The following is a 20,801-nucleotide window of genomic DNA, read 5'->3' on the forward strand; positions in this document are numbered from 1 at the left end:
ACGGCGAGATACCAAGAGAATACGGCCATGAAGCGTTTTTTGCACAACGCTCGTTTGCAACGCATGTATGAGCCGCAATGGACTGGCGCTCAACCTCCCTTACGCGCGGCACTAGCCACTGGATGTCGCGCTCGGAATCATTTCTCATGATCGGCTATAATTCATGAAAAACAGTAGCTTACATAAAAAAATATCGCGAACATCTCATGGTTGATTCAAAAAAAAGCCCTCGCTGAACGAGGGCCTTTTCATCGTTATCGCTTGCGCGCTCTATCGGCGCACAGGCGAAAAACTTTATTCAGAACGGTTGTGTATACCTAAACACAATTAAAACAAAATGGCTTAGAATAAACATATGAATCTACAGGAAAAATTTGGAAAAATCCACAAGAAGTCAACCACTGACCGAATTTTAGTTGATCAAAATGCTGCTGGCAGTGCCTCCCTTTCGATCCAGACTGAAGCCAAGCGTCCCCGCCTCCTCTATGTACAAGCTCTAGGACCAAGCAGCACTCAGCCAACTCTTGCCACTTTACACATAAACCCAAGAGTGGCGATGACCTTGGGTTTACCGAATCAGGAAAAACCAGCCACACACTACCCCCCCTTACTGGACGGTCTCTATGACCAAGTGCAACACGTGCCCCATCAGGTACGGTGTTGCCATGAACCACTACGATCGCCATCTTTCTGCTGAAGCCCGAGCCGCTATCATGATGATAAAAGCGACTCACTCGATCCGAGCTATTGCCCATTATCTGGACTGTGCACCGAGTGCCGTGTCGCTAGAAATCGCTCGCCACTCCATCAATGGCTACGATGCCAGCCTCGCAGGCTACCTGGCTCGTCTGACGCGCCATCGGCCCCGTCGGCGTCGCAAGCTGCTCCCCTACGGGGAGTCGTGGTCCATCTACTGCGCAAGTACTGGTCACCGTAACAGATAGCCCGCACACTGAAGCGCATGTCTCCCAACGATTCACGTCGGCAGGTCTCGCCAGACACTGGACTAGCGAACCCCACAGGAAATCTACGCCGAGGTACTCACGAAATCTGTCGGCGGTCCGAGCACCCTTCAATAGCGTTGCGCATGGAACTTGAGACTGCCCTGCTACGTAACAGTCCTGAGTATGCTGACTTCAAAAAACCAGACGTAGAATATAGGCATTACAAAGACTCCTTGTCCTCCGCAATGATCAAAAAATAATTTTTACAGATCATGTCTAATACACCTGGACACTGTCTTTCTACCTCACTACTACTTAACGATGAGGGCATAGTGCCCTTATTGTCAACACAGTCGCGAATTACGACCGATAGAAGACTGTTCCTAATATCGTATTGATCAGAAATAACTCTATAAAGCCTTATATATATTTGCTCTTTTGTCATTTTGTCACCTATATACATAAGTCTATTCAAGATAAGACCCCAAATTGTTTAAGTAAGATAGCTTGGGGAAAAGAGTAAGTAACAGATTCACCCTCCCCTAAAGCCAAATACTTGTTATTATATGTTCGTATAATAGATGACTCTTCGTCTATAGACAATATAGGAGATGTGAAAACATAGTCGCCTTCATTAAACCTACCTACTTTATCTAACACTACAATACCATATAAAAACCTTCCTTTGACTTTATCATCGTCCACAGAAACAATAAGCCAATCCTTTACACTACAATCATACACTTCTTTACTGGTAGTCATCATCTACACTCCTAATTAGTTTAGCCGTAAATCATAATACTAGCTGTTCAGAACAAATCAATTAGCTAGCAAACAAAACCAATAAATTATTTTTTTGAAAAATACCCTTCCAAACCGGAGTAAACTGAAAATTAATTAGTTATACTCCATTTGTGAGCTAAAACCGGTTGAAAGAGGCTAGAGAAAGACTTAATAAACGATATATTAAATAGCAAGGAGGAGAAAAGTTAGTTTTTTCAAGGCTCCGGATTAGACTAATCGACTACAAAGGCAAAGTGCGATGGGAGCCAATATCGAAATGCAGGAGCTATGGTTGTTCCTTATGTGTCTGTGCCCGCTTCTTAGGCTCTGTACAAAAGTCGGCTCGTAAGCAGCGGCATACGTAAGCCATGCATGCCGTCGCATAAAAGCTACGGACAAACTACTCATATCGCGTCGCAATGCGAGGAAACACTTCAGCCAACTGAAAGAGCGCTCCACGATGTTCAGATGACGGTACATGAGTTTATCGAAAACATATGGGAGACCTGGGCGGGGTTTTCGCTTCACCTTTCGTTGAGCGATGGCCGGCTTGATTAGTATGCGGTCACAGTAACGGAGCAACTCGCCACAATCATAAACCTTGGCTGCCACAATGTAGCGGTAATATTTACGTGGCCGACCAAGACGCTCCGTTAAATGAGCCCTTACAAAGGTGGACCTAAAGCACCTCGCATCCGACTCTTGCCCCCTAAGCGTGCAGGAGATGGGCCAGTCAGGACGGTCACAAATCAAATGAATTTTTGGTCGTAATGCCGTACTCCTCCGGCTCAGTGCATGGTCTAAAGTCTCTTCATACCCCTCTTTTTGTCCCCTACCTGCGGAGGCAGATGTTGCACTGACGGCGGTTGAGTCGATCATATAGGTTTCGAAATCAATCTGGCCATCTTCGCGAAGCCGAAAACGCAACAAAACCGTCTCAAAAGTGCCGTCGTTACGCCATTGTCGGAACCTGGCATAGACAGTACCCCAACGGCCATAACGTTTGGGAAGGCCGCGCTACTTGGCGCCAGAGCAGAGGACCCAAAAGATGTCGCTCAGCAACTATCTATCGCCTTTCTTGGACCTTCCCGTCGATTGAGCTAGTGACAAAATATCTTCGATCAACTGCCATTGGCGATCAGAGATTTCGTAGCGATCTGCCATATCGCGCCTATGCTGGATATACATGAGTCACACTAGCAAAAATAGCCTTTCGTACAGAATCTAGAACAATGACCCGTTTCAACCCAAAGCGGCCAAAGACAGCAGGTATGTTTATCAGGTATATGTGCATGTGCGATGACTGATGCTATACTGACGAATAATACTAAACGCCTCGGTATTTCAATAGTCTAGAGCATGAGCGACACGCTAAGCAACATTGTTAAACGTGAGCTTGCGATCAAGTCTGATATCGATCATGGCAAATTTTTAAAAAATGAGTTTATATAAGGAGTCATCGTGCAATTATCAAACATGCTAAATGATACCGTCACTCTTCAGAGAAAGAATGGTGATCGAATAGAAGAAATTAAAGCCAACGTTCAGGCGAAAAAAATCTTCATATATCGGTACGATATTTTAATCGAAACCGGTGACCTTATTGAGCGGAAGATGACTAACGGCGGTAAAGAGACTTACGAGGTAATCGACCCGGGGTTTCATGAGAGCTTCCATGGTATTGAGGCTCACTACCAGATAACCCATCGAAAACTTGGTGTGCCAGAAGCCAAGGCGGCAGCTCAGAACATCACGTATCACATATCCGGGTCCAACGCTCGAGTCAACAATCACTCTACTGACAATTCAGTAAATACAGTTAATATTACCTCCGATGTCTCCGAGCATATTTCAATGTTGCGAGCAGAAGTGAAGCGCCTCCTTCCAGGTCAGGATCAAAAGCCGGCTCTTGAAGTGGTTGATGCTATTGAGGGTCAGTTCGAATCAAGCGCACCTAGCAAGGTTGTCGTAGAAACGCTTTTGGGCGCTTTGCCGAGTGCCGGTAGCATTGCCTCAATAGGCTCATTTCTTCTCTCAGCGTTGGGTGCCTGAGGGGAAAATTAAAAGACGTCTTTTCATTACGGCTTCGCCCTCACTACAGAGCCTTGCGTACTGGCGTCGTTATATCCCAAGGGGGATGCATGGACATTGATCATACAGAGATTGCCAAGCGAGTAATTGAACTCTCTGGAGGCACGCAAAAACTCAATGACGAAATGGACCAAAAACTTGCTCGGATTAATGATAAATGGAATCAAGATGTAGGGGCCATAGGCCGCATTCTCCGCGCGCATCTTTTTGTCGAGCACTTTGTTACTGAATGCCTAGTAACATTTAATCCGGCTTTAGGGAACCTGGAGAAAGCACGACTCACTTTTGCGCAAAAACTGGCGCTTATAGAAAATTACTCCCCAGAGATCGAGGAACTTGTTGTTGGAATTCGGCGCTTGAATAAAATCAGGAATCAATTAGCTCACAATTTAGAGGCTAAAGTAACTGACCAGGACAAAGAGTCTCTTTTGTCCGTTAAAACCTTTAGGGCTCTTCGAGAGGCACTCGCAAAGCCGAGTACTCCCAGTGATAACAGTATGGATGTTCTGGAGGATTTTGCTAAACATGTTGGCAGTCGCCTAGAATCCTTATCGGATTCAAACTCTTTGGCGCATCGATTTCAACAGGCACTCCGTGAATATGAACAAAGAAAATAACAAGTGCAGGCAAGAGAACTCAACGTATCAATAAATCCAAAGGACATATTCGTTATGCAAAATACTAAAAACAGATTCAACATTAAACTCTATTCTCTGCTTGAATTTAAATAGACATTTAGGAGACTGAAAATATGCAGCCATGTACTGATAGATTAGGTGTTACGGCGCTTGGACACTACTTTGCTTCTCATGGCTGGTTATTCAGAGAGCAAACGGTGCATGATTATGGAATAGATGCGCATGTCGAGATCACTACAGAACACTATCCAACAGGACAACTTATTGCCATACAAATAAAATCTGGTATGAGTTTTTTTTCAGAAGAAAATGAAGCTTCATATATTTACAGAACAGAAGACAAGCATATTAAATATTGGTCCAACCATACTCTTCCGATCATTTTAGTCATGTACAATACCGACGAGGAAAAGTTATATTGGGAGCATATAAATAAGGATACTATCACTTCGACTGGCATAGGCTGGAAAGTTAAAATACCCAAAAGAAACATTTTGGATGATAGAAGCCTAAGAGCCCTAAGCAGTATTACTCAGCCGGAACCATACATACAGAAACTTAATAAAATAAAGCTTGATCGCTACTGGATAGAGCAGTTAAACCAAGGGCGTAATGTTTTTGTGGAATTTGATGATTGGATAAACAAATCATTGAATAGATACCAAATTAGATTATTCTGTGACGATGAGAGTCAGTCTTGGCCCATGACCTACTGCCCAGGAATGTCACCTGAAGAGGCCCTCGAATTTTTCTTGCCTTGGGCAGATGTTAAGATAGATATAGAAGCTCATCGTGAAGCTAGCATTGGGCAATGGGATGCCGAGTGCTACATGACTTATGATGAAGAAGAAGGAAGAGTAATTCATGGTATGTCTTTTGATGAATGGTACGACGAACCAGAAGGTATAGTGCCTTTCCAAGAAGATGGTGAAGTTGCTACTTATCGATTACAGCTAGAGTTAAACGATCTAGGAAAGTCATTCTTAGAATTAGATGACTTTCTACTTGAGGAAAACAAATTTCAAAGTAAAGTTTTTACTGCGGATGACTTACAATGGTAAAGAGCTTAATACTTACAAACGCATGATCGAACTACCGAATCCCTTACCCGCTGCGGTATTATAAAATTTATGGAGACGTTATGCAGCTTGTTGATATCAATGAAATTAGGGATTTAGTTATTGCGCATGAGAAATTTGATCATGTCGATGATAACTTTACCTTTTATTACGATGAATCTAATAATATTAGGAAACTACATTTAACTACTCGGGGATTGAATGTCAATAAAGCAGGTAATTTTGTATTGGCTGGAATCGTGCACAAAGGTAGTTATCATAGCGCGAACTTTGATACGTTAATAATAAATCTAAAGTTACAAAAATCTACCAACGAAGTTAAATTAAAACATATTGGCAGAGGCTCATTCGTAGATATTTTAAAATCTAAGACATTAAGCATTCTATTGCAATGGCTTATAGATAACGAACTATACATACACTGCTTCACCTTAAATGTTTTATACTGGTCAATTACTGATATTGTAGACTCGATCATAGAAAACTTAACCGAACAGGAAAGATGCTTCTACATTACAATTAATCAACAGATAAAAAATGATTTATACAAGGTCATACTAAGCAATGAAGAGCTATTCCTAGAAAAACTTAGAGAATTTGATTATCCGGATATAAAGCCTAACAAGATAAAGGACTTCTCAATATTTTTAGTTGCTTTCGTTCAGAATAACTCAGAGAGTCTAGATAGGTGGAGAAGGAATAATATAAACATGTTCGTAGAGAAAGCTTTAAATTCAGACGAGCTCTTGTTTGTAATGGATGAAGAAAAACACATTCTAATTTCTGACTTTTTCACATTTTATTTAAGGAATGTATTCCTCTTTAAAAACTCCAATCATATATTTGATGTAGAAAAAGAAATTGAGTCTATATTCAACCAAACCGAGCTTTTAGATCGAGGAGAAACAATAAAAAATTATTCTTTTGTAGATTCTAAAGAATCAGTAGAAGTTCAGATTTCAGATATTTTAGCGGGATTGTTTGCAAAATATTCAGCCTTTCTTACAGATACGAAACACGAGCACTTAGATGTAATTAGGAGCAACCTAGACTCACAACAGAGAACAAACATGCAATTATTGAAAATATTGATTGATAAATCAGACGAAGTGAGTCGTGGTTTTTTCCACAGAGTTGTCAGTGAGGATGAAGTACAGAAGAACATTCGCTTTATGCATAGCAAATTGTAAAAACATTAAGTTACTAAATGCTTAGTCTTAAGCTTTGGTACATTATCGATAATACGATATTGAGCACCTGTGCGATAAAATACATAGGTGCTCGATGGATATGGAGCTGAGCGCACGATTACTTTTGAACAGGCACTTCCTACAGTGAATTAACTTGATAGCACTTATCATTTACGATTAACTTCCGGCAAAGGCGAATCAAGATTTAACCGAGACACATCCATATTCTGCGAATAAGCATTATATTGCCAGCGCCTGAATTGATCTAACAACAGATTATTAGTCTTTTCTAAGCGCTTGACCTCAGCCTCCAAGGCAGATATGCGTTTATTTGCTGCTTCTAGCGTAAAATCGCGAGGAGAAGAGCTCACATCCTCCCTGATGGCTAGTTGGCGCTCTTTGAAAGCAGTCTTGATAACGGGATATTGATACATCGTATGCTTTGATATAGACGAAATACCTAACACGGTAGCCATATGCTCACAGAATAGAGGCCAGGTTAGCTTTCCTTGCCACCGATCCAGCTCCCTAAGAATTTTAGGCAGAGTAGATGAAGTTACTATTTTCTTGGGCATCACGAATCTCCTAAAGTTGGTTGAAAGACAATGGGCTTTACTAAAGGATCGCTAACATGATCATAGGTAATATCCAATGACCTTAACGTCCGCTCAATAGCCGAGGGGTCATGTTCATTAGGTATGCTTGCAAGCGTGCCATCAGGTACACCTGGTTGTTCAAGCGTCATGCGCATAGCGCGAACATTCGCCAGCTTCCACTTGTGATTATCTACCCATCGGTCGGCACCAAAAATGCCGTCCTGGTGGGCCACTGTCGCAAGCTTGAGCAGCTCTTCCGTCTGATCTTCAAGCCGCTTGATGCGTTCGAGGGTGACATGATCCCCTTTTACACACACATGCTCTTTGCAGGTCATACACTCCATCTGTTTCTGACAAGGAGCCATTGCGTAGTCGTGCGTACACATACCATAGAGGGTTGCTTTCGCCGTACCCAACCGATCGATGCCTAGCTCACTATAGGTGACGGGAGCCTTTCCTCGAAACCGTTCGAGGACACTAGGCTTCTCTGCATGCAACAATTTTTGGACTGTGTTGAATTTTTCTTCGGGGGTACGGTGATCGTAGTAACGGTTATCGCTCACCCGAGCACGGCCTGCCCATTGTGCGAGCGTATAGTCATCCATTCCAGCACGCTCTGACATAGTACTCAGCCAGTGTCTTAATTGATGGCTTGTTAATACAATCGGTGTGCCATCGACCTCTCTAAGCTCAAACCGTTCAAACAAAGACCTCCGGCTATTGCTGCTCTTTGACTGCATACGACTATTCACTTCAGTAGTAGTAGGCAGACGCCACGAAAATGGCTTCGTTTTAAATGTAGAGTGAAACTCGCCCTCACGATGAAGACACAATGCATTCCACATAAAAACCTCACCTAAACTACTTGAGTAAGGCCACTCTGCACCACAATAGGTATTAAATATAAAATCTGCCAACCGACCATATGTTATTTTATTGTCTATCACTAACTTAGAAAGCCACTTCTGACCCCCTATCGATGCCCACCGTACATTCCCACTACTATCAATGGCATTACCCTGACTAGATGATAATGCTAGTATATCACTTAGTTCTTTAGGAGAAAGCTGATTGTCTCTTTGACTATTCGGGAATATGTCCACTCCCGCGTCGCCCATAATACGACCAGGGTTATTATACGCGAATTTTGCCGCTATACGTGCAGGCTCGCCAATCACGGTAAGACGCCGCACTGCTTCCTCCACAACACTATGCATAGCGGGTATGATCCACTTTTTCATATTTCCCTTACTCTTCGCAGCATACCAGCGAAGAAACATCTGTTGCCTCCCCTGATTGTCTTCCTCCCAACCTATGCAATTCACAGGCAACGCAAGCACCTCGGAAATACGGCTAGGAGCAACCATAAGTAACACCATGATGCTAGAGAAGTATTGTGTCTCCACGTCATCTGCATTAGCAAATAGATCAGCTACCATAAGCATAGCTTGATGCGAGGGCATTTTTGATGCCCTATGATTACTACCATCTTCATCAAGAGCTTTATTTAAAATCTTAGGCTTAGTAAATGGGGATCTCCACTGAGGAAGAGATGGCACTAAGCTGTGCTTGACACAAAATTCGCAAATCTTTTGAATTTTTAACCCAGTTTTATGCTTCACATCCGAATTGGAAAAATACTCTCGACACTTATCAGCACTGACATCCAATACTACCTGATTCAGAAGAGAGATATCCGCCTTGCCATGCACATCTAGCAGTGCAGCTTCAAGACACCGAAGTGCATGCAAATCATACATGACCGACACAACTGGTCGGTGACTAAAAGTATAGCGGATGTAAGCCTTGGCAAACTGTCTATACGGGTCCGATAACGGCGTATAAGTGTAAGCACCTAGAGGCTTAGTCTTTGTTGCAAATACTGCAACTGTTTTGCCTTGCTGCCACCGGTCACTATCCCACCCACCGCCCTCTTCAAAGGCCGTCAGCTTCTCTTTGGCCAGACAAATGAAATCTTTCAGATTCTGCTTTGCATCCGACTCTACTCGAGGAACAAATTGGATTATATCAGCCATCATCTCTCTCCATATTTGACTCCTCGGCTGGCACATCAGTCCGCTGTGCCCGCTCACACAAAGATACGCAATGCTCGACAGCCAGAATCAACTGATCATTTGCCTGCACAACCAGCTCATCACATCCAGCCTCTCGTGAGCGACGCTTCTCCTCATGAAGCTCCACGAGTACCTCTCTGTGCGGGCCTTCAACCCAAGGCTGGAAATGATGGCAGGTATAGCAAGCACGATATCCACTGGCGCAAAAGCCATAGTTACCACAAGTACCAACAGCTTGCTGTCGATGATTCGGTACTCGACTTCCCGGATCACTTCCTCGTATAGCCTCACGCTCCGACCAAACCAGTGTCCCCATACAGGCTTGAGCAAACGGTGCCAATTTAGCCCCTACTAACTCATCGATGATAACCGCTTCCTGGGCTGTGTTCTCGCAGTAGACCTGTACATTCTGCGTATCCGTATGGTCTAGCAATTCAGCAATCACCTGCGCTCCAAAACCTTCTCGGCGGAGTTTTGTTCCTCGGGTATAGCGGAAGCGTGTTGCTGATAAGCGAATAAACTCGCCAGTACGTTCTGAGCGAGCTTGTGACAATCGAGCCAGGTTTTGGAGTCCCCGTGCAAGTTGTGCTGTAGTCGCATGCAACGCATCAGGGCGAGCTCCCATCAGAAGCTCTGTAACATCGATAGCATCAGATATATTTTCCAACGCTAGCGGGTTGATAAAGATAGGTATCTCATTACAGAGTTCGGAATCTAGCTTATTGCCAATTACGCTCTCTACTTGAGAAACCGATTCTAGATGCAAATGCTTGAGTACTTGGTATAAATCTTCAATAACAGCCAGCGTGCGAAAGGCATGGCGAAATCTACCTCCTCTTTGCTTAGCGCGAGGAATACGTATCTTATACTGTAATATGTCGTTGGATGTTTCCTTGAGAAGGTCTTTCCCACGCAAAGCTGCAATCTGCACGGGCCTTCTGGCTGTCATAGCTAGTGTCAGCAAATAGGCATATTCACTAAGACTGATTTTCTTTTGGGCAGCTGCCATATTGGCCCAATTCAACAGAGATTGGATTTCAAGATCTGTTAGAGGCCCCGTCTCGGGGCATGACGTTATTACTGCCTTACCCTTCTCGTTTCCCTTTATCCGCCACTCCCGCAACAAATCGGCCACATCTTTCTTCACACCGGGGAAGCCATAATCGTGCCACGCTAACAGGAAGCCTTTGAGCCCTCCGAGATACCATTGCTCTTCCTTTTGTAAGCTCGAGCGCCAGTTCAGCAGTGCTTCAGACGATACAGAGTTCGCACCAGTATCGTTAAGGAACCTCTTAAATCTTGTTGTCATATTTTCGGCATGCTTTGCTGAGAACTCTTCAGCATATCGAGCTAATGTTAAACGGAAGCCACTCTGCGTCGGCTCCGGCAGATCGGATACAAACCCAACTGACAACTTTACATCTTTATTCAGCTTCCAAAGGGGGTCTGACAAGGAGAAAGCATATCCGTCTTTAGATAAAATCTGCTGATCCACTGACCTCTCTTGGGGCCATTCTTTAGCGCTAGTGATCATGTTCCCCCCTTGAAGGATCAGTCGACATCATTCCCGCCTGTAGCTCGCGAATAGCCCGATTAGCGGTTTCACGAATATGACGTTGGTTGTAGGCAACTCCAGACTCTCGACTTCGATGGCCATTCAAGATCGCCCGAATATCCAACTCTCTAGCCTCACTAATAGGCTCCAGCATCGCGTATTCGGCACTACCACTACGCGCTTTCCTATTGTGCTCATCGATTTGCTGAGACAGCTCATAGTTGAAGTGATGCCGAAAGGCGTGTGGATGGATTGCAGAAAAGGCGGGGTCGACCTGACGCATCTTGCACATGATTTGAGTGCCAAGGGCCGCAGCAGACAGGGGGTTGCCATATCCAGGCCCTTTCTTGTGCGACACAATCAGGTACGGGTGCCGTCGCGCCGCTGGAATGCCTGCACGAACGTTCAGGATGTAGTCCTGGATTTGATCTGCAAGGGCCCGCGGCAACGGTAAAGCACGCTCGTTGGTCTTGGGGACCCCCTGATAGGGACGAGGGTCACTGATATCGTCCTGATTGCGGCGTAACCAGACCAAGGGCTCATTACCGAACTCAATGAGGTCTGTACGGACGCTCAGCAGCTCTCCACGTCGCATTCCCGTATGCCTCAGCAACCCAAACAGGATCGCATTGCGCAACCTAACGCCTGGGTCGCGGAACGGGTTGTGAGGATGATCGACAGCGGACACGGCCATGAAGCGATCGATGAGTTCTGAGGGAGGAGACTTGTCATGAGGATCACCGTCCGAATACCCCATGAGCCCACGCGGCCGATGGTTACGAATGCTCGTCACCATCTTCTTGATCGCATCCGAATCGTCGTTACTCTGCTTATGCTGAGTCAGTACGGTTGCCAGAAACTCGAGATACTCGGCCAAGGTGGTCATTCGGTTGAAGTGGTGTGAGGCACAGACCGATGCCTGTGTACCGCTTTGCCCCACGTGCGCCTCAAGGAAAGCATGAATCGGTGCGGCCCCCCTACGCGGTTTCACGGGTTTCAAGTCGCGTGTGTCGCGTTTCATGAAGTCCCGTAGGGATAGAACATCGGGGAGAGACAGAAAGCGAGACTGGGAGAATTCAGCGATCAGGTCCCTCCGGTTGTGAGCCTCCCACAGTAGTAGAACGAGGATGTCGGCAAGCTTGTTCCTGATGGTGTTGACCGCAGCACCCGCGTTACGTAAGCGCACCGTGGTGAACAGAGTCGGATAGAACATCGGAACACCGCTGTCATCCAGCAGGAACGGAGTACGCTCCCCTCCCTCTAGGACCCTGATTGTGAGTGTCGACATGGCTCCCTCTTTTCTCTACCTTTTTTTGAGTGTAGTACTAGTAAATCTTTTCTCCACTTTTTTCTGCACACAAAAAAAGGCAAGCCACTGAAGAATCAGTGACTTGCCTATCATTTTATCTACTCTACTCTGAAGCTATTGGCTAGAACGGGATTTCATCATCGAAATCATCGAAGCTGCCCGCGGGCGGCGCACCGAAATTGTTGTTCTGGGAGTTGTTCTGCTGGGCAGGCTGCTGGCCACCGAAGTTGTTGCCCTGCTGAGGGGCCGGCTGCTGACCACCGAACTGACCGCCTTGCTGAGGGGCCGCCTGCTGACCACCGAACTGGCCACCTTGCTGCGGGGCCGGCTGCTGACCACCAAACTGGCCACCCTGCTGGGGGGCTGCGGCCGGTTGCTGGCCACCCTGCTGAGGCGCCTGCTGCGGGCGACCACCAGCGAAGTTGCCGCCGCCACCTTCACCACGCGTATCCAGCATCTGCATATCGTTGGCCACGATTTCGGTGCTGTAACGGTCATTGCCGTTCTGATCCTGCCACTTGCGCGTCTGCAGGCGGCCTTCGATATACAGGCGTGAGCCTTTCTTGACGTATTGCTGGGCCACTTCAGCCAGCTTGTTGAACATCACCACACGGTGCCATTCGGTACGTTCCTGACGCTGACCGCTCTGGCGATCATTCCAGGTATCCGTCGTCGCGAGGTTCAGGTTGCACACCGCACTACCGGACGGGGTGAAGCGAACTTCCGGGTCTTGACCGAGATTACCGATCAGAATGACCTTGTTTACGCCACGAGCCATGAAGATTACTCCTGCAAATAGACCGGCGCGCCATGGGCACCGGAGAAGGTATCGAGTGCACCGGCAATGTGTTGCCGATGTCAGGGTTCAGCTGGCAGGCACTTCCGCGCCTGCCGGAGTTTCGTCATCACGCTGGCGAGTGAAGCGGGCCAGCGCCTTATCATCCAGTGTATCGCGTGTGACCTTGAGATAAGCGACCCGTTCCTCACGCACCACGAGCGCCTCTTCCACGCCGGCGATCGCCAGCAGGCGTGTCTGCAGCTCGACGGCCGACAATTGCGAGGCCTCGGGTGACAGGCCGATCACTTCACTGCCCAGATGTCGCGGCGGTTGCATGCCCCACACCACGGCCAGCCACAGAATGGCGACCAGCCCCATGGCGAAGAACACGCCGCTCAGACCGAAATGCCCGGTCAACCAGCCGCCCCCGACACCGCCCACGAAGGCGCCCAGGAACTGACTGGTGGAATAGACCCCCATCGCCGTGCCCTTGGCGCCGGCCGGGGCCAGTTTGGAGATCATCGACGGCAAGGTCGCCTCAAGCAGATTGAAGGCGACGAAGAACAGCCACAGCAGGCCGAGGAACATCGCCAGCCCCGCATGCTCGATGCCATCGACTCCCAGCAGCAGCAAGCTTGTCGCGATGGTCGCGACGGCCCCCAGGAAGACGGGCTTCATGCGCCGATACTTCTCGGCCACGATGACCAGTGGCAGCATGGCGACAAAGGCCAGCCCCATCAATGGCAGGTAGATCCAGCCGTGATGCGCCGGGGCGATGCCGAAATTGACCAGCTGCTGGGGAATGGCCACGAAGCAGGCGGTCAGGATCATGTGCAGCGCAAAGATCGACACATCCATGCGCAACAATGCGGAATTCGCGAGGATACCCTTGAGCTGGCGCCTATCAAGCCCCACATCCTGATGTTGACGCCTGGGCGCAGCTGGCACCAGCTTCCAGAGCACGAACAGGCTCGCGACGGCCATCACGGCGGTCAACCAGAAGACCCCCGACAGGCCGAAGGCATCTGCGGCCAGTGGCCCTGCGACCATCGCCAGCGCGAAGGCGACCCCGATCGACATGCCGATGGAGGCCATCGCCATGGTGCGAACCTCCTCCCGGGTCTGATCGGCCAGCAGTGCCATGATCGCTCCCGCCACGGCGCCGCTGCCCTGCAGACAGCGTCCAAGGATGATCATCTCGATGCTGTCGGCCGTCGCCGCGACCAGCGAGCCCAGAATGAACAACCCGAGCCCGAAGCCGATCACGGCCTTGCGCCCCAGTCGGTCTGACAGCCAGCCGAACGGAATCTGCAGCAATGCCTGGGTCAGCCCGTAGCCACCCAGCGCCACACCGACCAGTGTCGGCGTCGCACCGGCGAGATCACGGGTATAGAGCGCCAGCACCGGCAACACCATGAACAGCCCCAGCATGCGAGTCGCATAGAGGCTGGCAAGGCCGACGATGGCGCGGCGTTCCGGCGCGAGCAGTCGAGAGGTTTTCATGGGCGGCGGCGGGCTCCGGAGCATGACAGTCAAGAAGAGGGAGGCCGACCACGTGGGTCGCCGAGATGTGACGTCCAACGATGGTCGCCCACCAATGGACTGCATATTCTAAGGCCCGCTTGGCGGCTTTGAAAGCATGCAGCCTTTGCCGGGTGTTTCACCCGCGCCTTATAATCGTTGCTTTTATCGACGCAGCCCGAGGTGGCAATGGACAGGATTCAGGTGAGGGGTGCGCGCACCCACAACCTCAAGAACATCGATGTCGAACTGCCGCGTGACAAGCTGATCGTGGTGACCGGACTTTCCGGTTCCGGCAAGTCATCACTTGCCTTTGACACTCTCTATGCCGAGGGACAGCGGCGCTACGTCGAATCACTGTCCACCTACGCACGTCAGTTCCTGTCGATGATGGAAAAGCCGGACATCGACCATATCGAAGGTCTGTCGCCGGCGATTTCCATCGAACAGAAATCGACCTCGCACAACCCGCGCTCCACCGTCGGCACCATTACCGAGATCTACGATTACCTGCGCCTGCTGTATGCACGCGCCGGTACGCCGCGCTGTCCGGACCACGCGATCGACCTGGAAGCCCAGACCATCTCGCAGATGGTCGATCAGGCGCTCGCCCTGCCGGAAGGCAGCAAGCTGATGCTGCTGGCACCGGTGGTCAGTGGCCGCAAGGGTGAGCACCTCCAGCTGCTGTCAGAGCTACGCTCCCAGGGCTTCGTGCGTGCACGCATCGACGGCGTGATCGTCGAGCTGGATGACCTCAAGCCGCTGGAGAAGAACAAGAAGCATGACATCGACGTCGTCGTCGATCGCTTCAAGGTGCGCGAAGACCTCAAGCAGCGCCTGGCCGAATCCTTCGAGACCGCGCTGAATCTGGCCGACGGCAGCGCACGCCTGCACTTCATGGATGGCGAACAGGAAGACCTCGTCTTCTCCTCGCGCTTCGCCTGCCCGGTGTGTGGCTATGCGCTGGCCGAGCTGGAACCGCGCCTGTTCTCCTTCAACAACCCGGCGGGCGCCTGCCCGACCTGTGACGGCCTCGGCGTGAAGCAATATTTCGATCCCGATAAGCTGATCAGCCATCCTGAGCTGTCACTGGCCGAAGGCGTCATCAAGGGCTGGGACCGTCGCAGCGTCTACTACTTCAGCCAGCTTCAGGCCGTTGCCGAGCATTACGGCTTCGCGCTGGAAGCGGCCTGGGAGTCGCTCAGCGATGAAGCGCGTGACGCCGTGCTCAATGGCAGTGGCCGCGAGGACATCGCCTTCAGCTACGTGAATGACCGTGGCCGCAAGGTGACCCGCGAGCACCCCTTCGAGGGCGTGCTGCCCAACATGGAGCGTCGTTACCGCGAGACCGAATCCAACATGGTGCGCGAGGACCTCGCCCGCTATCTGGCGGTCCAGCCGTGCCCGAGCTGCGACGGCTCGCGCCTGCGTCGTGAAGCGCGCAACGTCTATGTCGATGACCGCACACTCTCCGAGGTCGTGCGTCAGCCGATCGGCGAGGCGTGGGAAGAGTTCGGCAAGCTGAGCCTGCCGGGACGCAAGGGCGAGATCGCCGCCAAGATCGTGCATGAGATCCAGGCGCGCCTCGAATTTCTCGTCAATGTCGGCCTCGACTATCTGACCCTGGAGCGCAGCGCCGACACCCTGTCTGGCGGAGAGGCGCAGCGTATCCGTCTCGCCAGCCAGATCGGTGCCGGCCTGGTCGGAGTGATGTACATCCTCGATGAGCCGTCCATCGGCCTGCATCAGCGTGACAATGATCGCCTGCTCAAGACGCTGATCCATCTGCGCGACCTGGGCAACACCGTGATCGTGGTCGAGCATGATGAGGATGCGATTCGCGCCGCCGACCACGTGCTGGATATCGGCCCGGGCGCCGGCGTGCATGGTGGCGAGATCGTCGCCCAGGGCACGCCGGAGCAGATCGAGGCCACGCCAGGCTCATTGACCGGACAATACCTGAGCGGCGAGCGCGAGATCGCCGTGCCGCCCTACCGCCTTCCGGCCAACCCTGACAAGGTGCTGCGCCTGACCGGTGCCACCGGCAACAACCTGCGGGATGTGACGCTGACGCTGCCGACAGGCCTGCTGACGTGCATCACCGGGGTCTCGGGCTCGGGCAAGTCGACGCTGATCAATGCCACCCTGATGCCACTGGCGGCGCGTGAGCTCAATCGGGCCACCACCCTCACGCCCGCGCCCTACGGCACCATCGAAGGGCTGGACCTGTTCGACAAGATGGTGGATATCGACCAAAGCCCCATCGGGCGGACGCCGCGCTCCAATCCGGCGACCTATACCGGCATCTTCACGCCGATTCGCGAGCTGTTCTCAGGCACCCAGGAAGCACGCGCCCGCGGCTACAAGCCGGGCCGCTTCAGCTTCAACGTCAAGGGCGGCCGCTGCGAGGCCTGTCAGGGCGACGGCCTGATCAAGGTCGAGATGCACTTCCTGCCCGACATGTACGTGCCCTGCGATGTCTGCAAGGGCAAGCGCTACAACCGCGAGACGCTTGAAGTGCAGTACAAGGGCAAGAACATCCACGAAGTGCTGGAGATGACCATCGAGGAGGCGCTGGAGTTCTTCTCGCCGGTTCCGGCCATCGCCCGCCGTCTGCAGACGCTGATGGATGTCGGCCTCTCCTACGTCCGCCTCGGCCAGAGTGCGACCACGCTGTCCGGCGGTGAAGCCCAGCGCGTCAAGCTGGCGCGCGAGCTGGCCAAGCGCGATACCGGCAAGACGCTCTATATTCTCGATGAGCCGACCACCGGTCTGCACTTCGAGGATATTCGCCAGCTACTGGTCGTGTTGCACCGCCTGCGCGATCACGGCAACACCGTGGTCGTGATCGAGCACAACCTGGATGTGATCAAGACCGCCGACTGGCTGATCGACCTCGGCCCGGAGGGCGGCTCAGGCGGCGGCCAGATCATCGCCGAAGGCACGCCGGAGCAACTGGCCACGCAGGAGATCTCGCACACCGGTCGCTTCCTGGCCCCGCTGCTGGAGCGCCAGAAAGCCACCAGTGCCACCGCGAGCAGCAAGAAGAAGGCCGAGACCAGCAGCTAGGCGCCGGCTCACGTCCCCTTCAGCTCCTCTGATTCACCTCGCCCCAGCACACTCTCAACACACCCCGGGGCGAGGTGAACCTTTCGGCAAATGACACGCCCGTGTCACCCGGCCAACTGCTAGGCATAAAAAAAGGCCAACCCGTGAGGGTTGGCCTTTTCTTGTGGACGAAGCAAGCCGAAGCTTACTCTTCGCCCGCTGCCTCGGAGGCAACCGGACGATCGACCAGCTCGACGAATGCCATCGGGGCATTGTCACCGGCGCGATAGCCGCACTTCAGGATGCGCAGGTAACCGCCCGGACGGGAGGTGTAGCGCGGGCCGAGCTCATTGAAGAGCTTGCCGACCGCTTCCTTGGAGCGCGTGCGAGAGAACGCCAAACGGCGGTTCGCAACGGTGTCCTGCTTGGCCAGGGTGATCAGCGGCTCGATATGACGACGCAGTTCCTTGGCTTTCGGCAGGGTAGTCTTGATGACTTCGTGCTCTACCAGAGAGATGCACATGTTCTTGAACATGGCTTCACGGTGAGAGCTGGTACGGTTCAGGTGACGACCACTCTTACGATGACGCATGGTTGTGATTCCTTACCAGTCTGGGGCTTGAGCCGACCGGGCTTCCTTAAGCGGAAGCCTTGTCGTCCTTCAGGCTTGCGGGCGGCCAGTTTTCCAACCGCATGCCGAGGGACAGACCACGCGCGGACAGCACGTCCTTGATTTCATTCAAGGACTTCTTGCCGAGATTCGGGGTCTTCAGCAGCTCAACTTCGGTGCGCTGAATGAGATCACCGATGTAATAGATATTCTCGGCCTTGAGACAGTTCGCACTGCGAACAGTCAGCTCAAGATCGTCTACGGGACGGAGAAGGATCGGATCGATTTGATCTTCCTCTTCTTCGACTTCCTGTTCCTTGTCTGCTTCCAGATCAACGAAGGCTGCCAGCTGCTCCTGCAGGATAGTTGCGGAGCGGCGGATCGCTTCTTCCGGATCCAGTGTGCCGTCGGTTTCCAGGTCGATCACCAGCTTGTCGAGGTTGGTGCGCTGTTCAACACGCGCAGCCTCGACGGCATAGGAGACCCGACGAACCGGGGTAAAGGTCGCATCCAGCTGGAGGCGGCCAATGGCACGTGATTCGTCATCAGCAGAGATGCGAGCATCTGCCGCTTCGTAGCCGCGGCCACGAGCGATCTTGAGCTGCATCTTCAGCTCGCCACCATCATTGAGGTGAGCGATGACGTGATCCGGATTCACGATTTCGAGATCGTGGTCGCCAGCGATGTCGCCAGCAGTCACGATACCCGGGCCCTTCTTGTTCAGCGCCAGCACAGCTTCGTCGCGACCATGCATCTTGATGGCCACGTCCTTGAGGTTCAGCAGGATTTCGATTACATCCTCCTGCACCCCTTCAATGGCGCTGTACTCGTGCAGAACGCCTTCGATCTCAGCTTCCACGACGGCACAGCCGGGCATGGAAGAAAGCAGGATGCGACGCAGAGCATTCCCCAGGGTGTGGCCGAAACCACGCTCGAAGGGTTCGAGGACGATTCGCGCGTGATGGGCGCTGACTTCCTCGACCTTGATATCGCGAGGACGGAGAAACTCTGTCACTGAGCGCTGCATAAGAACACCTTTAAGGCTGCCAAACGGATAATCTGGGTACTCCAGCCGGGCCGACGAATCGGCCCGGCGTTACATTACTTGGAGTACAGCTCGACGATCAGGTTTTCGTTGATATCGGCAGACAGGTCGCCACGCTCGGGGACAGCCTTGAAAGTGCCTTCCATCTTCTTGGAGTCGACGTCGACCCAGGAGACATCACCGCGGTTGGCAGCGAGTGCCAGAGACTGCTGGATGCGAGCCTGGTTCTTGGCCTTCTCACGAACGGTGACCACATCGCCAGCCTTCACTTTGAAGGAAGCAACGTTGACGGTACGGCCGTTCACGGCGATCGCCTTGTGGCTGACCAGCTGACGTGCCTCGGAACGCGTGGAGCCGAAGCCCATGCGGTAGACGACGTTGTCGAGACGAGTCTCGAGGAGCTGGAGCAGAACCTCACCGGTCGCACCCTTGAGGCGAGCGGCTTCTTTGTAGTAGTTGCGGAATTGCTTTTCCAGCACGCCGTACATGCGACGTACCTTCTGCTTTTCACGCAGCTGCAGGCCGTAGTCTGAAAGACGCTGACGGCGCTGGCCATGAACACCCGGGGGTTGTTCGGATTTGCACTTCTTCTCGAACGGAGTCACGCCACTCTTCAGGAAGAGGTCGGTGCCTTCACGACGAGACAGTTTGCACTTCGGTCCAATATAACGAGCCATGAGTCTGTCTCCTTAAACGCGGCGTTTCTTCGGCGGACGGCACCCATTATGCGGGATGGGGGTCACGTCGGTGATGCTTTGCACGCGGAAGCCTGCGGCATTGAGAGCACGCACGGCGGACTCACGACCCGGACCCGGGCCCTTGACCAGCACGTCGACGTTCTTCACACCATATTCGGCTGCAGCGGTCGCTGCACGTTCACTTGCGACTTGCGCAGCGAACGGGGTGCTCTTGCGAGAACCACGAAAACCCGAACCACCGGCAGTTGCCCAGGAAAGAGCATTGCCCTGGCGGTCTGTGATCGTCACGATAGTGTTGTTAAAAGAGGCGTGGATATGCGCGATGGCATCCACTACCTGCTTTTTAACCTTCTTGCGCTTACTCGGGTTAGCCATTAGATGTTTCCTGTCTAAACGCCAGTTCGTTTACTTGCGAATCGGTTTACGCGGACCTTTGCGTGTACGTGCGTTGGTCTTGGTGCGCTGACCGCGCAACGGAAGACCACGACGATGGCGCAGGCCACGATAGCAACCGAGGTCCATGAGACGCTTGATGTTCAGCGTGATCTCACGACGCAGGTCGCCTTCGACGGTGTACTTACCCACCTCGGCACGAACCAGGTCCAGTTGTTCAACAGACAGATCAGCGATCTTGACGCTCGGTTCTAAACCGAGAGCGGCGCAGATCTGCTGTGCACGCGTACGGCCAATCCCGAAGATATAAGTCAGCGAGATCGCCGCGTGCTTGTTGTCCGGGATATTGACGCCAGCAATACGGGCCATCAGTTTTCTCCGAAAGGTTAGCGGCGGATTTTACATCCACAAAGGGCGCAATAGCATACCCCTTGATCCCATTGGGAAC

17 protein-coding genes are annotated in these 20,801 nt (G+C 51.6%); 5 read left to right on the forward strand and 12 right to left on the reverse strand.

Annotated features, from left to right (window positions below; translation table 11 throughout):
- Positions 1–1,415: 1,415 nt before the first annotated feature.
- On the reverse strand, positions 1,416–1,709 hold the full coding sequence (locus U0O11_RS16630) for a hypothetical protein (RefSeq protein WP_284893589.1): 294 nt from the start codon (positions 1,707–1,709) through the stop codon (positions 1,416–1,418).
- Positions 1,710–3,188: 1,479 nt separating this feature from the next.
- Between U0O11_RS16630 and U0O11_RS16635 the strand changes: the two genes are divergently transcribed.
- From U0O11_RS16635 to U0O11_RS16650, 4 genes are all read left to right on the forward strand, one after another.
- Complete coding sequence (locus U0O11_RS16635) at positions 3,189–3,779, forward strand: hypothetical protein (protein WP_284893592.1); 591 nt, start codon at positions 3,189–3,191, stop codon at positions 3,777–3,779.
- 89 nt (positions 3,780–3,868) lie between these two features.
- The gene (locus U0O11_RS16640) at positions 3,869–4,435 is read left to right on the forward strand and encodes a hypothetical protein (protein WP_284893594.1); all 567 of its coding nucleotides are present in this window, start codon (positions 3,869–3,871) and stop codon (positions 4,433–4,435) included.
- A gap of 134 nt (positions 4,436–4,569) precedes the next feature.
- Positions 4,570–5,517: a DUF4365 domain-containing protein gene (locus U0O11_RS16645; RefSeq protein WP_284893597.1), complete on the forward strand. Its 948-nt coding sequence runs from the start codon at positions 4,570–4,572 to the stop codon at positions 5,515–5,517.
- 80 nt (positions 5,518–5,597) lie between these two features.
- Positions 5,598–6,725 (forward strand): DUF3800 domain-containing protein, encoded by a 1,128-nt coding sequence (locus tag U0O11_RS16650; RefSeq protein ID WP_284893600.1) that lies wholly within the window; start codon positions 5,598–5,600, stop codon positions 6,723–6,725.
- A 167-nt stretch (positions 6,726–6,892) separates the two neighbouring features.
- Here U0O11_RS16650 and U0O11_RS16655 read toward each other — a convergent pair whose 3' ends face one another.
- From U0O11_RS16655 to U0O11_RS16680, 6 genes are all read right to left on the reverse strand, one after another.
- On the reverse strand, positions 6,893–7,300 hold the full coding sequence (locus U0O11_RS16655; protein ID WP_284893603.1) for a hypothetical protein: 408 nt from the start codon (positions 7,298–7,300) through the stop codon (positions 6,893–6,895).
- On the reverse strand, positions 7,300–9,357 hold the full coding sequence (locus U0O11_RS16660) for a hypothetical protein (protein WP_324690804.1): 2,058 nt from the start codon (positions 9,355–9,357) through the stop codon (positions 7,300–7,302). Before U0O11_RS16660 ends, U0O11_RS16655 begins: the two co-directional genes overlap by 1 nt.
- On the reverse strand, positions 9,350–10,891 hold the full coding sequence (locus U0O11_RS16665; RefSeq protein ID WP_284893609.1) for a site-specific integrase: 1,542 nt from the start codon (positions 10,889–10,891) through the stop codon (positions 9,350–9,352). Before U0O11_RS16665 ends, U0O11_RS16660 begins: the two co-directional genes overlap by 8 nt.
- Positions 10,892–10,919: 28 nt before the next feature.
- Positions 10,920–12,239 (reverse strand): site-specific integrase, encoded by a 1,320-nt coding sequence (locus tag U0O11_RS16670; RefSeq protein ID WP_324690807.1) that lies wholly within the window; start codon positions 12,237–12,239, stop codon positions 10,920–10,922.
- A gap of 142 nt (positions 12,240–12,381) precedes the next feature.
- The gene (gene ssb / locus U0O11_RS16675) at positions 12,382–13,038 is read right to left on the reverse strand and encodes a single-stranded DNA-binding protein (protein ID WP_278421209.1); all 657 of its coding nucleotides are present in this window, start codon (positions 13,036–13,038) and stop codon (positions 12,382–12,384) included.
- An 87-nt stretch (positions 13,039–13,125) separates the two neighbouring features.
- Positions 13,126–14,541 (reverse strand): MFS transporter, encoded by a 1,416-nt coding sequence (locus tag U0O11_RS16680; RefSeq protein WP_052384727.1) that lies wholly within the window; start codon positions 14,539–14,541, stop codon positions 13,126–13,128.
- 207 nt (positions 14,542–14,748) lie between these two features.
- On the opposite strand from U0O11_RS16680, the gene uvrA reads away from it, so the two are divergent.
- Entirely contained in the window at positions 14,749–17,628 is a 2,880-nt protein-coding gene (uvrA, locus tag U0O11_RS16685; protein ID WP_324690811.1) for an excinuclease ABC subunit UvrA, read from the forward strand.
- Between the two features lie 184 nt (positions 17,629–17,812).
- Here uvrA and rplQ read toward each other — a convergent pair whose 3' ends face one another.
- The 5 genes from rplQ to rpsM all read right to left on the reverse strand — a co-directional run bounded on the left by rplQ (position 17,813) and on the right by rpsM (position 20,722).
- On the reverse strand, positions 17,813–18,199 hold the full coding sequence (rplQ, locus tag U0O11_RS16690; RefSeq protein ID WP_043334820.1) for a 50S ribosomal protein L17: 387 nt from the start codon (positions 18,197–18,199) through the stop codon (positions 17,813–17,815).
- Positions 18,200–18,245: 46 nt separating this feature from the next.
- Positions 18,246–19,244, reverse strand: a complete 999-nt coding sequence (locus U0O11_RS16695) for a DNA-directed RNA polymerase subunit alpha (RefSeq protein WP_043334822.1) — start codon at positions 19,242–19,244, stop codon at positions 18,246–18,248.
- Between the two features lie 74 nt (positions 19,245–19,318).
- Complete coding sequence (rpsD, locus tag U0O11_RS16700; RefSeq protein ID WP_043334824.1) at positions 19,319–19,939, reverse strand: 30S ribosomal protein S4; 621 nt, start codon at positions 19,937–19,939, stop codon at positions 19,319–19,321.
- 12 nt (positions 19,940–19,951) lie between these two features.
- Entirely contained in the window at positions 19,952–20,335 is a 384-nt protein-coding gene (rpsK, locus tag U0O11_RS16705) for a 30S ribosomal protein S11 (RefSeq protein ID WP_043334827.1), read from the reverse strand.
- Between the two features lie 30 nt (positions 20,336–20,365).
- Entirely contained in the window at positions 20,366–20,722 is a 357-nt protein-coding gene (gene rpsM, locus U0O11_RS16710; RefSeq protein WP_024950672.1) for a 30S ribosomal protein S13, read from the reverse strand.
- Positions 20,723–20,801: the final 79 nt, after the last annotated feature.

This window comes from Cobetia sp. D5, assembly GCF_035666195.1.
GTDB lineage: Bacteria > Pseudomonadota > Gammaproteobacteria > Pseudomonadales > Halomonadaceae > Cobetia > Cobetia amphilecti.